Annotated in this window: 19 protein-coding genes; all 19 read left to right on the top strand. The window is 42.9% G+C overall.

The genetic code is table 11. From position 1 onward, the window contains the following. Window positions 1–68 precede the first annotated feature (68 nt). The gene (locus ACEE44_RS02585; RefSeq protein WP_449171162.1) at window positions 69–503 is read left to right on the top strand and encodes a terminase small subunit; all 435 of its coding nucleotides are present in this window, start codon (window positions 69–71) and stop codon (window positions 501–503) included. After that, window positions 487–1,782: a PBSX family phage terminase large subunit gene (locus ACEE44_RS02580; protein ID WP_449171161.1), complete on the top strand. Its 1,296-nt coding sequence runs from the start codon at window positions 487–489 to the stop codon at window positions 1,780–1,782. The genes ACEE44_RS02585 and ACEE44_RS02580 overlap by 17 nt, the downstream gene beginning before the upstream one ends. 3 nt (window positions 1,783–1,785) lie before the next feature. Next, a complete protein-coding gene (locus tag ACEE44_RS02575; RefSeq protein ID WP_449171160.1) occupies window positions 1,786–3,261 on the top strand; it encodes a phage portal protein in 1,476 nt (491 codons plus the stop codon). After that, entirely contained in the window at window positions 3,236–4,774 is a 1,539-nt protein-coding gene (locus ACEE44_RS02570; RefSeq protein ID WP_449171159.1) for a CdiA C-terminal domain-containing protein, read from the top strand. The genes ACEE44_RS02575 and ACEE44_RS02570 overlap by 26 nt, the downstream gene beginning before the upstream one ends. A 112-nt stretch (window positions 4,775–4,886) precedes the next feature. After that, window positions 4,887–5,210, top strand: a complete 324-nt coding sequence (locus tag ACEE44_RS02565) for a hypothetical protein (RefSeq protein WP_449171158.1) — start codon at window positions 4,887–4,889, stop codon at window positions 5,208–5,210. Then, window positions 5,203–5,388: a hypothetical protein gene (locus tag ACEE44_RS02560; RefSeq protein WP_449171157.1), complete on the top strand. Its 186-nt coding sequence runs from the start codon at window positions 5,203–5,205 to the stop codon at window positions 5,386–5,388. Before ACEE44_RS02565 ends, ACEE44_RS02560 begins: the two co-directional genes overlap by 8 nt. Further along, a complete protein-coding gene (locus ACEE44_RS02555) occupies window positions 5,381–5,626 on the top strand; it encodes a hypothetical protein (protein ID WP_449171156.1) in 246 nt (81 codons plus the stop codon). The genes ACEE44_RS02560 and ACEE44_RS02555 overlap by 8 nt, the downstream gene beginning before the upstream one ends. Before the next feature lie 11 nt (window positions 5,627–5,637). Next, window positions 5,638–5,889 (top strand): DUF6275 family protein, encoded by a 252-nt coding sequence (locus ACEE44_RS02550; RefSeq protein ID WP_449171155.1) that lies wholly within the window; start codon window positions 5,638–5,640, stop codon window positions 5,887–5,889. Window positions 5,890–6,061: 172 nt separating this feature from the next. After that, window positions 6,062–6,613 (top strand): capsid assembly scaffolding protein Gp46 family protein, encoded by a 552-nt coding sequence (locus ACEE44_RS02545; protein WP_449171154.1) that lies wholly within the window; start codon window positions 6,062–6,064, stop codon window positions 6,611–6,613. 11 nt (window positions 6,614–6,624) lie between these two features. Next, the gene (locus ACEE44_RS02540) at window positions 6,625–7,518 is read left to right on the top strand and encodes a phage major capsid protein (RefSeq protein WP_449171153.1); all 894 of its coding nucleotides are present in this window, start codon (window positions 6,625–6,627) and stop codon (window positions 7,516–7,518) included. Between the two features lie 15 nt (window positions 7,519–7,533). Next, entirely contained in the window at window positions 7,534–7,836 is a 303-nt protein-coding gene (locus ACEE44_RS02535) for a hypothetical protein (protein WP_449171152.1), read from the top strand. Between the two features lies 1 nt (window position 7,837). Further along, window positions 7,838–8,185 (top strand): phage head-tail connector protein, encoded by a 348-nt coding sequence (locus tag ACEE44_RS02530; RefSeq protein WP_449171151.1) that lies wholly within the window; start codon window positions 7,838–7,840, stop codon window positions 8,183–8,185. Continuing rightward, window positions 8,182–8,487 carry a hypothetical protein gene (locus ACEE44_RS02525; RefSeq protein ID WP_434065746.1) on the top strand — a complete coding sequence of 102 codons (306 nt, stop codon included), beginning with the start codon at window positions 8,182–8,184 and terminating at the stop codon, window positions 8,485–8,487. The genes ACEE44_RS02530 and ACEE44_RS02525 overlap by 4 nt, the downstream gene beginning before the upstream one ends. Window position 8,488: 1 nt before the next feature. Beyond that, on the top strand, window positions 8,489–8,833 hold the full coding sequence (locus tag ACEE44_RS02520; RefSeq protein WP_449171150.1) for an HK97-gp10 family putative phage morphogenesis protein: 345 nt from the start codon (window positions 8,489–8,491) through the stop codon (window positions 8,831–8,833). Next, window positions 8,830–9,213 (top strand): hypothetical protein, encoded by a 384-nt coding sequence (locus ACEE44_RS02515; RefSeq protein WP_449171149.1) that lies wholly within the window; start codon window positions 8,830–8,832, stop codon window positions 9,211–9,213. The genes ACEE44_RS02520 and ACEE44_RS02515 overlap by 4 nt, the downstream gene beginning before the upstream one ends. Further along, entirely contained in the window at window positions 9,214–9,753 is a 540-nt protein-coding gene (locus ACEE44_RS02510) for a phage major tail protein, TP901-1 family (protein WP_449171148.1), read from the top strand. A gap of 57 nt (window positions 9,754–9,810) precedes the next feature. Then, window positions 9,811–10,152, top strand: a complete 342-nt coding sequence (locus tag ACEE44_RS02505; protein WP_449171147.1) for a tail assembly chaperone — start codon at window positions 9,811–9,813, stop codon at window positions 10,150–10,152. Between the two features lie 71 nt (window positions 10,153–10,223). Beyond that, window positions 10,224–10,526, top strand: coding sequence for a hypothetical protein (locus ACEE44_RS02500; RefSeq protein ID WP_449171146.1), 303 nt, complete (start codon window positions 10,224–10,226; stop codon window positions 10,524–10,526). Then, complete coding sequence (locus ACEE44_RS02495) at window positions 10,526–13,189, top strand: hypothetical protein (RefSeq protein WP_449171145.1); 2,664 nt, start codon at window positions 10,526–10,528, stop codon at window positions 13,187–13,189. Before ACEE44_RS02500 ends, ACEE44_RS02495 begins: the two co-directional genes overlap by 1 nt.

The raw sequence follows: 13,189 nt of genomic DNA, 5'->3' as shown, positions 1-13,189 counted from the left end.
GGAAGTCTAAGCAAAGTCACACAACGAAGTGTGGCTTTTTATTTTTGATTGGAGGTGATGGACATGGGATGACCGAAAAACAGAAGATTTTTTCTGATGAGTACATTATAAGTTTGAACGCTACAAGGGCCTATAAAAAAGCCTATCCGAATGTTAAGAAGGATGCAGTTGCTCAAGCAAATGGTAGTAGATTGCTATCAAATGCTATGGTCAAAGCCTATATAGATGAACAGCTGGAAAAGTTGCAGTCTGAACGGGTTGCAGATCAGCAGGAAGTCCTAGAGTTTCTCACTTCCGTTATGCGTGGAGAGGTCACGGAGCCTTTGCTTATCCTGGACGGCGAGGGTACTCAGCGGATGGTCATGGCAAAACCTAGCGTTTCAACTAGGAAAAGTGCTGCTGTTGATCTCGGTAAGCGTTATGGTCTATTTGTTGATAAGCAAGAAATCACTCAACGAACGATTGAAATCAAGGTAGGTGAGTGGGATGCTGACGAAGACTAGACCAAAGCTAAGTATTCAAATCTCAATCCCATATCCTAGCAGGGTCTTCAACAAGCATATCTATGATAAGCTCAATGACTACTCAACTTTTACTGAAGTTCATTACGGCGGCGCTTCATCTGGTAAGAGTCACGGTGTTATTCAGAAGGTTGTTTACAAGGCTTGCAAAGACTGGAAGCATCCTCGCAAGGTTCTGTTTTTACGCAAGGTTGGTTCAACGGTCTATGACTCAATCTTTGAGGATGTCAAACAGTGCTTAGATGCCTGGGACTTGCTAGACAAGTGCAAGGTCAACAATTCAGCATACAGGATTGAGTTACCAAATGGTGCACAGTTCATTTTCAAAGGTTTGGACAACCCTGAGAAAATAAAGTCTATCAAAGGCATATCAGATGTGGTTATGGAAGAAGCGTCTGAGTTCACATTGGACGATTATACCCAGCTTACACTTCGTTTACGTGATCGCAAGCACAAACAAAAACAAATTTATCTCATGTTCAACCCAGTTTCAAAAGTGAATTGGGTTTTTAATGCGTTTTTTATTAAGCGTCCCAAAAACACAGTTATCTATCAAACAACCTACAAAGACAATCGTTTCTTAGACGATGTGACAAGGGAGAACATTGAGGAACTTGCTAACAGGAATGAAGCTTATTACAAGATTTATGCCCTGGGGGAATTTGCAACCCTGGACAAGCTGGTTTTTCCAAAATATGAGAAAAGGCTGCTTAACAAGGACAAGCTGGCACATCTGCCCTCTTACTTTGGTCTGGACTATGGTTTCATCAATGACCCTTCAGCATTTTTGCATGTCAAGATTGATGACGAAAACAGAAAGCTCTACATCATGGAAGAATATGTGAGAAAGAACTTGACCAATGACAAGATAGCTGAGGCTATTCAAAACCTGGGCTATGGCAAGGAAGAAATCAGGGCTGACTCAGCTGAAAAAAAATCCAATCAGGAATTGCGAAACCGTGGCATCAGCAGAGTGATTGACGCTCTCAAAGGACCAGGGTCAGTGATGCAGGGTATTCAGTACATATTGCAATATGACATTGTTGTAGATGAAAGATGTGTCAAGACCATTGAAGAATTGGAAAACTACACATGGAAGAAGGACAAGAAAACAAATGAGTACATCAATGAGCCAGTTGATAGCTATAACCACTGCCTAGATGCAATTAGGTATGCTATCCAAGATAGAATTTACCAGGCTAAGAAAGACTTGGACGTTGATAAGACAATCAAGAAAATCAATAGACTGTTCAGGAGGTAAGCAGTGGACAAGATAAACGAATTTGAACACGGCATTGACACCGTGACGAAAACACGAAGTGACAGCCTGGTTTTTGATAACCTGGCAAATGAACAATTCAGGTTCAGCAGTTCTGATGATCTGCTGAATACTGACAAGGGTAGGAAGGCTTTCAGGGATATGCTGGCAGCCTTTTTTGGTAGTCAGAAGAACCGCTTGAAGATTCTTGCTTCATATGCTCAAGGGAACAATTTCAGCATTTTGGCTGGACACCGTCGCCTTGATGATGAAAAGGCAGATTACCGAGTAAGACATAAGTGGGGTGGTTATATCTCCAGTTTCGCTACAAGCTACGTCATTGGAAATCCCGTGACCCTAGGGTTAATTGATGGTAATGATGAGCAACTCAAAACCCTTAAAGAAATTGAGTGGCAAAATGACATCAATGCCCTAAACAGTGATCTGGCATTTGATGCCTCGGTTTATGGCAGGGCCTATGAATATCATTTCAGAGACAAGGACAAGGTTGATCGTGTGGTCTTAATTAGTCCACTTGAAATGTTTGTCATACGTGATTTGACTGTTGAACAGAACATCATTGCAGCGGTGCATTTGCCAGTCTATGACAATAAGGTCAATATGACCGTCTATACTAAGGACCAGGTCATCACCTACAAGCCATTTTCTCACAACGCAGTGAGGTTGGTTTCGGAAGGTGCAAACAAACACAGCTACAATGATGTGCCAGTAGTCGAATGGTGGAACAACCGTTTCCGGATGGGAGATTATGAAAGTGAACTCTCCTTGATAGATGCCTATGATGCTGGCCAGTCAGACACGGCTAATTATATGAGTGACCTGAATGATGCTCTTTTGTTGATTAAGGGAGATCTTGACAGTATCAACCTTGACCCAGAAAGTGCAGCCAAAATGAAAGATGCAAACATGCTTCTTTTGAAGACTGGAATTTCTCAAACAGGTCAACAGACAACAGCGGACGCTGACTACATTTACAAACAGTATGATGTCAACGGCACAGAGGCCTATAAAAATCGCCTTGCAAATGATATTCACCGTTTTAGTAGAATCCCAAATCTTGATGATGACCGTTTCAATTCCACATCATCAGGTATTGCCCTGCTTTACAAGATGATTGGTTTAGAACAGGTCAGAAAAGACAAGGAAACCTATTTCACAAAGGCTTTGCGTCGCAGGTATGAACTTATCAGCAACATTCACAAAGCCATCAGCGCCCCAGTGATTGAAGCTAACAAGTTGACCTTTACTTTCCACCCTAATATCCCTCAAGATGTTTGGACGGAAATCAAGGCCTACATTGAAGCAGGCGGTGAGATTTCTCAAGAAACGCTCATGGAAAATGCTAGCTTTACCGACTACAAGACAGAACAAGGTCGGATTTTGAAACAGGGCGGTTCCAGTGATCTTGAAGTTGGCCAGATTGTAGGTGATTCAGATGACGGACAAGCGGATAACAAGTAATCAGCGGTATAATGCAGAGCGAAAAGCCCAAGCTGAGCTGATGAAGCGTGACCTGGATCGTGACAAGGTATTGGCACAAATCTATCAAGAGTCATTTGACCGTATGCAAAGGGAAATTGACGGCTTTTACATGCGATATGCCAGAAGGGAAGGTCTGACCAAGCAGGAAGCCATGAAGCGTGTCTCTGAAATGGATGTGACCAAGTTCAATGACAAGGCTGCCAAAGCGGTCAGGGAGAAAGATTTCAGTCCTAGGACTAATGCTTGGTTGAGAGAATACAATCTGAAGATGAAGGTCAGCAGATTGGAGCTTTTGAAAGCAGAATTAACTCTTGAAATCCAAAATTTGACTGCTGAGGTTAACGAGGTCTTTGATAAGGCACGGACAGATGAATATTTGAACGAATACAAGCGTCAAGCAGGTATTATAGGTATTTCATCCAGCGGAGCGAAAAAGCGCATGCAGAGCGTTTTAGACGCTGATTTCTACGGTCAGAAATTTTCTGCTAGAGTATGGGGCGGTCTTGGACTTCGTGCCACGCTTCAGAGAGAGGTGTTTGGTTCGCTTAACCGTATCTTTACAGACATGATGGGTTACAAGCAGGAAATGAAGCGCCTGGCCAAGAAATACGGCACCAGTGAACAGAATGCTAAACGATTGTTAAAGACTGAGATTGCACGGATTAACGCTGACACGCAGTACAGCATGTTCAAAGATAACGGCTTTACTCACATGATTTTCGTGGCAGAACCTGGAGCGTGTGACCTGTGTGGACCTTTAGACAAGGTAGCTATTCCAATTGAGGATGTGGAAAAAGGGGTTAACATGTATCCTATGCACCCCAATTGTCGCTGTTCTTCTTATGGTCATATCAAGATGGAGTATAAAGCAGGTGGTAGCACGCTTGGCCGTGAAGCGTCGAATGGTGTTTGGGGAGAGGATGACAAAGCTGAAGCTAAGAAAGCAGGTCAGAAACAGATTTCAGGACAACGGCAGAAGCAAACCCCTCACGACGGCAAAAATTACCGTTCTGTGAAAGATGAGTGGTTGAACAATGTGGATCCTGCTAAAGCAAAACTTACTGACAGAAATTTTTGGGAACATGGCGGTAAGAAATATCAAGTGGATGGTCGCAATGTTGTGTTAGATTATAGTCCAAAAGAAAAAGAGACAGCACAATGGCTGTCTGAGCTTTTAGGTCGTCATGTTGAAATGGTTCCAAGGGTCGATTATCCTAAAAATATCTCTACCCCTGATTATCTAGTTGATGGTGTAAAGTTTGATTTGAAAGAAATTTCAGGAAGTGGCAAAAATGTCATTGATAACGCTTCAAAAAAAGCCAAGGAACAATCTGAAAACATTGTATTTGACATTACAAACACTCCATTATCCGAAGATGAAATTTTTGAGCTGCTTGATAAGGTTTATAAATCAGGCCGTCGTGGATTGAACACAGCGCTCATCAAAAAATCTGACAAGCTAGTTGATATTATTGAACCAAAAGAAAAATAGAGGTGTCCCACCTCCTACCGCAGCAAGCTGTTTCAAGGGGAGATGGAAAACCTCTATTTCTTACTTAAATTATAACTCAAATAATCATTATTATCAAGAAAAGAGGTAAAGAATGAACAGAGATAAGAAACCAGGTATGGAAACTGTCAAAATTGGCGGTATAGTTTATGAAGTCAGCAAGGAACCAGACCTACAAGGTAAATCTGGTGAATGGGGGCATATTGAGTACAAGACAGGTAAGATTGTGCTTGACGACTCTACCAGTCAGCAAATTGAAGACCAAACACTTATTCACGAAATAACTCACGGTATTTTGGTTGAAGCTGGTTATGGTCAACACGAAGAAGAAGAGGCTGACCGCATTGGTAAAATTTTATATCAAGTGCTTACTGATAATGATTTCAGTTGGCTTTGGAAAGGAGGTTACAATGGCTAGTTGTTCAATTGACCTGTCGCTAAACTGGGAGAACCAAGAAGAGCTTCAACGTTTGTTGAAGAATGTTGATGAGACCCAACAGGCCTATCAGAAAGCCTTGCAAGAAATATCTGAGTTCAAACCAGATATTCAAGTTGTTTCTGGTCTGAAGAAAGGAGACTATAAATCTCATGAATAAGCGTATCAAAAAGAAACGTGAACTGTTTGAACAAGTTCGGGGGACTAAAGAAGCTGTTGATATTGCATTGAACATCATTAAAAATCTACTTAATGAAAATGCCAAACAGGCAAATGAAATTTCTGATCTACGTTCAATCGTCGAACGCAATGCCCGGGCTACTAATGAGAGGTTTGATAAAATCGAGAAACAAGTAGCTGATAGCAATACCAAGAAGTCTTGGTTTAGTAAAAAATAGAGGAGAAAAATATGTTAGAAAAAGCAAAACAATTGGCATCTCAAGAACTTTCACGTCTGTCAGGTCGTGAAATCAAACCAGAAGACTGCTACGTCGTGTGGTTTAGCAAAACGTTGCAAAATTGGAAAGCATTAGTTGGCACTAATCAAATCAAGTCTGATGAAAAATGTGGCGACTATGCGGAAGTAACTCACAATGGTGATAAGGCAGAAACCTATGTAGATGTCTATGCCAAGGTATCGAACAGAGCAATCAAAGATTAGGAGGTGGTCCGACATCTTGACAGCAGGAAAGACTGCTATAAACTACTTTAAATTACTCTAAACTGGTCGAAATTGACCAGTTTTCTTTTTGTCCAGACCGTGCTGATGACATTAAAGGCTGCATGAGTTCGTGGAGGTTGCACGTTAAAGCGTAAAAGAAAGGAGCCAGAACATGGCAGAAGAACATAACAATCCAGCAGTTGATCCTGAACAAGGTCAAAACGGACAGGCTAGCAATCCGCCAGAACCTGAAAAAACAGTCTCACTTGCTGAAATGCAGCGTCGCTTGAAGCAGGCAGAAGAAAAGCATGCCCAGGCGACACAAGAAGCTATTGCACAAGCTCTTGAACAGTACAAAGCTGAGAACGAACTATCAGGTAAAGAACTGGAAGAGTATCGCAAACAAGTAGCTGAATCTGAAAAGCAAAAATTGCTTGATAAGATTTCTGACCTTGAGAAAGAACAAACCAAGCGTGAGCTGACAGACGAAGCTATCAAAACACTTTCAGAGCGAAAATTGCCAGTCAATGACAAGGTGCTTGGATTTGTGGTTAAAGACACCGCAGACGGGACCTTGCAGGCAATTGCTGACTTTGAAAGCATCATCAGCGAAATCAAAGCTGAATTTACGCAGTCCGAACCTCCCAAAGTGTCGTCTTCTTTCGGTGGTTCTAGCAAACAGAGTCCTGGCGACATTTTCCGAGACTCTCGCATTATCAAATAAGGAGTCAATAAATGACAGTACAAACTTTTAACCCTGAAAACGTCCTGGTTTCTCAAAAGAAAGATGGGACTTTGCACAAAGAATTTACCGACATCATAATGAAAGATGTTGCTCAAAATTCCCTTGTGATGCAACTTGGTCAGTACCAAGAAATGGATGGCCAGCAAGAAAAAACCGTTTATGTTCAAACGGATGGAATTTCAGCATACTGGGTAAATGAAACTGAGAAAATCAAGACTGATAAGCCAGAGGTGGTTCCAGTAACCCTGAAAGCTCACAAGCTTGGTATCATCTTGGTGACATCCCGTGAAGCCCTAAACTACACCTGGAAGAAGTTCTTTGACGATATGAAGCCACAGATCGTTGAAGCCTTCTACAAGAAAATTGATGAAGCTGGTCTGCTTGGTCGTGATACACCTTTTGCAAACTCAGTTGCTAAGGCTGCTAAAGATGCAAATAAAGTTATTGGCGGTCCTATCAATTACGACAACATCTTGAAGTTGCAAGATACTCTCTATGATGCAGATGTTGAGCCGAATGCGTTCGTGTCTAAAATTCAAAACCGTTCCGCACTTCGTGAAGCTCGTGACGGCAACAAAGTGTCTATCTATGACAAGGCTGCTAACACCATCGACGGCATCACCACGGTTGACCTCAAATCTGCACACTTTGAAAAAGGTGACTTGCTTGCTGGTGACTTTGATAATCTTATCTATGGTGTTCCTTACAACATCAACTACAAGATTTCAGAAGAAGGTCAGATTTCTACCATCACAAATACTGACGGTACACCAATAAACCTCTTCGAACAAGAAATGATTGCCATCCGTGCCACAATGGATATTGCAGTGATGATCACCAAGACAGATGCCTTTGCCAAATTGACAGCTGCTGAGCGTGTCTAAGAAAGGAGCTGATTTATGGCTTATATCGTAACAAAGAATATTTTGGACAGTAAGGACAATAACCGTCTGTATGAAAAAGGCGAAACCTATCCTCGTCCAGATTTAACAGTATCTGATAACCGCATTAAGGAATTGCTTGGTAAAGGTGTCATTGAGTCTGATGGTGCTGAAGGGGATTTGTCCCCAGATACCAAGGCAGAAAGTGATTTGAATACAAAGGAACTCAAAGCCAAACTGGATGAGCTTGGTATCAAATACGGTTCCCGTGCTAGCAAGGATGAATTGAAAGCCTTGCTTGATGGTGCTGAAGGGGAGTAATATGACAGATGCCCAGCTTGCAAAAATCAAACGTCGGTTGGGTATTGCCCCTGACGATACAGAAGAAAAGGCCCTCATTGAAGACCTGGTTGACGATGCTGAAAGTTATTTTAAGCTCTTGACAGATACAACTGAAATTGATGCCAAATACAATTTCATGATTGAGAATGTGGTTTACAAGCTCTATGGTCGCAAAGGCTCTGAAGCCGTGACCTCTGAGACTGTGGACGGTTATTCAGTCACCTACCAGGAACTGGATGACCTCTTTAAACCCTACATAAAAATTCTGAACAAGGATTTTGGTCTTGATGGTTCTCTAAGAGAGAAAGGCAAGGTGATGTTTCTATGAAGACACCTCACCGCATTACCTTGATCAGGGAAGCCGAACAGCCAAAGTACAATCCTGAAACAGATAGCTATGAGGCTGCTGAAGGTCAAAAAGAAGTTGTGCCCTGCCTGGTCAACTTCATCCAACAGGCCAAGGTCTTGAAAGAGTATGGCAATCAGACAGATGTTGTCATGATTTGCCGTTTTCAGCAAGCACAAGAGCCGTTTCAATCCGCTATCTATGATGATGGTAAGTACATTCCTATGGATCAGATTGATGCCCCTATCAAGGGAGCTGTCAGGCTCAAGAAGGTAGGTGGTTGATATGGCTATCAAGTGGCAAGGCATGGAAAAGTTGGTCGCAACCATTAGCAACGCTCATCCAAAGGCTGTAGAGCAGTCTTTGAAAGTCCTGAAGAACAACGGGGAAAAGACGAAGGCTTTGGCTAAGAAGAATGCACCAGTCGATACTAGTTTTCTGAAGGACCATATCACCACATCCTATCCAGGTATGGAGGCTCATATCCATGCTGAGGCTGTGTATTCTGGTTATCAGGAATACGGGACCCGTTTTCAGTCTGGTACACCTTTTATGCGTCCAGCTGTTGAAGAGATTCAACCTCAATTCCAAAAGGACATGACCGATGTCATGAAAGGAGCTTTCAAATGACCCCTACTCATGCATTATTCAGACGGCTGTTTGCTATCAGTAACATTAGGGTTGCGACCTATGATTTCTTGCCAGATGCAAAGAGTGCTTATCCCTTTGTATACATAGGCGAAAATAACGGCACAGAAAGCCCAAATAAGGACCTTCTGGGCAGATTGAGACAAACCGTCCACCTCTACGGTTTGAGGGAGGATAGGGCCAATCTGGACGATATTTCGGCCTATTTAGAAAGTGAGGTCAAGCGTGCCCATGATGGTTATGATTACCACCTACACCATGCTTCAACCTCTAAGCAAATTATCCCAGATAATACGGATGTCCAGCCCTTGCTCCACATTGTGCTGGACTTTACTTTTGATTACACCAAAAAGGAGAAATAGATGTTAATTCAAGGAAAAGACCTGATCGTGTTCTTCCGTCGAGTAGCTGACCAGAAGAAACAAGATGCAGGCAAAGTCCGTTTTCAAACGGAACACACAATCAACTCTGAAAAAGAAGTTGAGAGCACCAGCACAAAGGATGGTGTTGTGAACAGCATTTCAGATGGCGAAACCAGCGCTGACTTCACTTCATTGGCCTACCGTGAAAATGTTGACACGGTCAACATGTGGAAGGAAATGCGTAAATGGTACCTGGCTAAAGACAAGGTTGAAGTTTGGCAGGTGGATCTTGGGAGCGCCCGTGTTGAAGACAGTAAAACAGTCTATGACGTTGACTACTACCAAGGCTACTTCAAGAATTTTGAAATCTCAGCGCCTTCTGATGACAAGGTTGAATTGTCTTATGAAATGGCAATTGATGGCAACGGTGTTCAAGCTGTTGACTCATTGACTGAAACGCAAAAGGCAGCCGTTGAAGCTGCACAATACGCTTACCACACACTTGCAAAAGAAACTGATGCAACTGGTGTAGGTGTCTAGGTTAGATGACTGTTAGGGGCTTTATGCCCCTTATTTTTTTAAAAGGAGTTTTACAAAATGATTTTAACAATTGGTGGACGTGAATACACACTACGCTTTGGCCTCGGCTTTTTGCGTGAAATGAATAAACAGCACTCAGCAGAACTTGAAGGCATGAAAACAGGTTACGGTGCCATGACCCTCTTTAACGCAGGGCAAGCCCTTAATGACCCGATGGCCTTTGTAGACATCATCAAGGCTGGCACGGTCAACGAACATCAAAAGCCAAGTAACGAGGCTATCGAAGCTTACCTGGAAGACTTGATTGAAACTGACAAGTATGATCAGACTATCCAGGAGATTGTGGACGAGTTAAAAACATCACCCCTACTCAAAAAAGCCATGAACCTAGTCGAGTAGGGGAAAGAAAAACATCGACGTCAAATTTTGGTTACGATGAAGCGATTGCTCTCTTGGTTGCTAGGCACGGCATGACCTATATTGAGGCGGCCAACACGACTTTGGAGGAGTTTTATATCTACAATACCGCTTACGCTATTCAACAAGAAGACAGGCGGTACCATGCAGCGATACAGGCTTGGTTCAATCAGAGTGTCCAGGCTACTAAAGGCAAGGGCAAAAGTGCTAAGTCAGCTTATAAGAATTTTGAGGATTTTTATAATCATAAAGAAGAATTTGACAAGTTGTTTGAGCCTGAACAACCAGCCAGGAAGGTTCTTGACCTGGCTGACAAAAATAGGCTACTTAATCAAGCTATGAAAGGAGGAGGCTAATGGGGCCAACATTTGATGTAAAAGCAATATTAAGCGCCAATGTCAAATCTTTTACCAGCGGGATGAAGAAAGCTGAAATGTCTTTAAAGAGTCTCCGAAACCAAACGGGCTCAAGTCTTGATAAGGTTACTCAAACTCTTTCGACTGTTGGTTCCTCTATGTTTGCTGTCGGAGCAGGTATGACTGCAGGTTTTACCGTTCCTGTGGTTGGTGCGATTGGCGGAGTGGTAAAAGCCTACGCAGGATTAGAGCAGGCTCTTGGTGGTGTTGAGACCATGTTCAAAAACTCCGCTAGTACCGTCGTTGCCAATTCAGAAACGGCATATAAACGCGCTGGTGTGTCTGGTGTAAAATACATGGAACAGGTCACGTCATTCTCTGCTAGCCTGCTTCAAGGTCTTGGCGGAGACACAGTAGAAGCTGCACGATATGCGGACATGGCAATCGTGGATATGTCTGATAATGCGAACAAGTTCGGTTCTAACATCCAGGACATCCAAAATGCATATCAAGGCTTTGCCAAAGATAACTACACCATGTTGGACAACTTGAAACTCGGTTACGGCGGTACTCAATCAGAAATGGCTCGCTTGGTCAATGAATCAGGAGTCTTAAATGGTGAATTTGAGGCAACTGCTGAAAATGTCAAGGATATACCATTCGACAAGCTCATTGAAGCTATCCACGTTACACAAGAACGACTCGAAATTACAGGAACTACTGCCAAAGAAGCCAGTGAAACTGTATCCGGCTCTTTTGACTCAATGAAGGCAGCTGCTCAAAACCTTGTTGCTGGACTTGGTCAGAAAGATGCAGACATCAAAGGTCTATTGAGCAACCTGGGTGAAACAGTCCAGAATTTTGTTCGCAATGTCAAGAATGTTGTATTGACCATCTGGGATAATCTCCCTCTTGCCCCTTGGCAGAAGTGGCTTGGTCTGATTGCAGTTGCAGCAGGGCCTTTTTTGATGGTCTTTGGATCTATCGTTGGGGCTATCGGTAAAATTGTCGGAGTAATCAGTAGTGTTTCAAAAGCCTTTGGTTTACTGAAGGCTGGTTTTCTTGCAGCACAAACAGGCGGAACGGCTGTAGCTGGTGTGTTTGGCACACTTGGTGGCATTATTGGAGGTATTACAGCGCCCGTTTGGGCAGTCATTGCCGTTATTGCTGCATTAGTCGCAGGTTTTGTCTTGCTTTACAACACTAACGAAGAGTTTAGAACGAAAGTCTTGGAAGTTTGGGAAGCAATTAAATCAGCTATTAGCACCGCAGTTGAAGCCGTGGTGTCCTTTGTTATGGATTTGTGGGGCCAAATGGTCGCCTGGTGGAATGAAAACCAAGAACTAATTAGACAAACTGCAGAGACAGTTTGGAATGGCATTAAAGCAGTTATTGAAACTGTTATGGCGATTATCGGTCCAATGCTGGAAACAACGTGGAGTAGTATCGTAACAATAATATCCACTGTATGGGAGATGATTAAGGTCGTCATTGAAACAGCATTAAATGTGGTCTTAGGAATCATCAAGGCGGTTATGCAGATGATCAACGGAGATTGGTCAGGAGCTTGGGAAACCATCAAAGGGGTTCTGGGTACTGTCTGGGAGGGTATCAAGTCCCTGGTACAGGTTGCTTTAGACGGTTTGGGTCAAATTATCCAGACAGGGCTTGACTTTTTGAAATCAATTTGGGACACCATTTGGAATGCAATCTCCTCTACGCTGTCGACTATTTGGGAGTCGATTAAAAATACAGTAATGAGCGTCTTGCAACCGATAGCTGCCTTTATTAGTCAGGTTTTGAAGACTATACAGGTTGTTTGGGAGTTGACTTGGGACAGCATAAAAACGTTCTTCGCTGCCTTGCTGTTGGTCATTGTTGGTTTGGTAACAGGTAATTTTGACATGGTCAAAGAGGCTATTTCAAAGGCTTGGGGCAAGATTAAGGCGAATACAGAACAAATTTGGAATGTTCTCAAAGCGTTCTTGTCCAATACTTGGGAAAATATCAAATCGGTTGTCTCTAATGCAGTTGACAATGTGAAGAATTTTGTTTCAGATGGGTGGAACAGAGTTGTTAGTACAGTCACAAATGCAGGACCAAGAATTGTTTCAGCAGTCCGCAATAGTTTCAATGGTGCTGTAAATGCTGCAAGAAACTTTGTCAGTCAGGCAATCGGTGCTGGTGATGACCTTATCAGTGGATTTGTCCAAGGGGTTGCTAATGCGGCAGGTCAATTGATTTCAGCCGTAAGTGATGCTGTTGATGGAGCTATCAACGCAGCCAAAAACTTGCTTGGTATCAAATCTCCGTCTCGTGTATTCCGCCAGTTCGGTTTATTCACGGATGAAGGTTTTGTGATTGGTGTCAAAGCAGGTACTGGAAAAGTCTTGAAATCAATGGCAGGAATGGCCCAGGGGGCTATCTCAGCCTTTACAAGTCAAGATGTGGCTGGTAGTCTGCAAAGTGAATTAGGAGCTGTTGACGGAGAGCTAGGGCGTTTGACGGCCTATGACCCATCTGTGTCCTTTAGTGGTGGCACACTTACTGTTGGACAACAGGCGGCAGATATTGTCCTGAAAATGGGCAATACCGTCTATCGGGCCTTTACGGAAGATATTACCAACGCTCAAGAGATGGAATTGATTTTGGATCATTACTAG

Source organism: Streptococcus sp. 32226D021BW (assembly GCF_053545015.1).
Note: the sequence above shows the minus strand (reverse complement) of the source record. Positions and strands in the feature narration are given on the sequence as shown.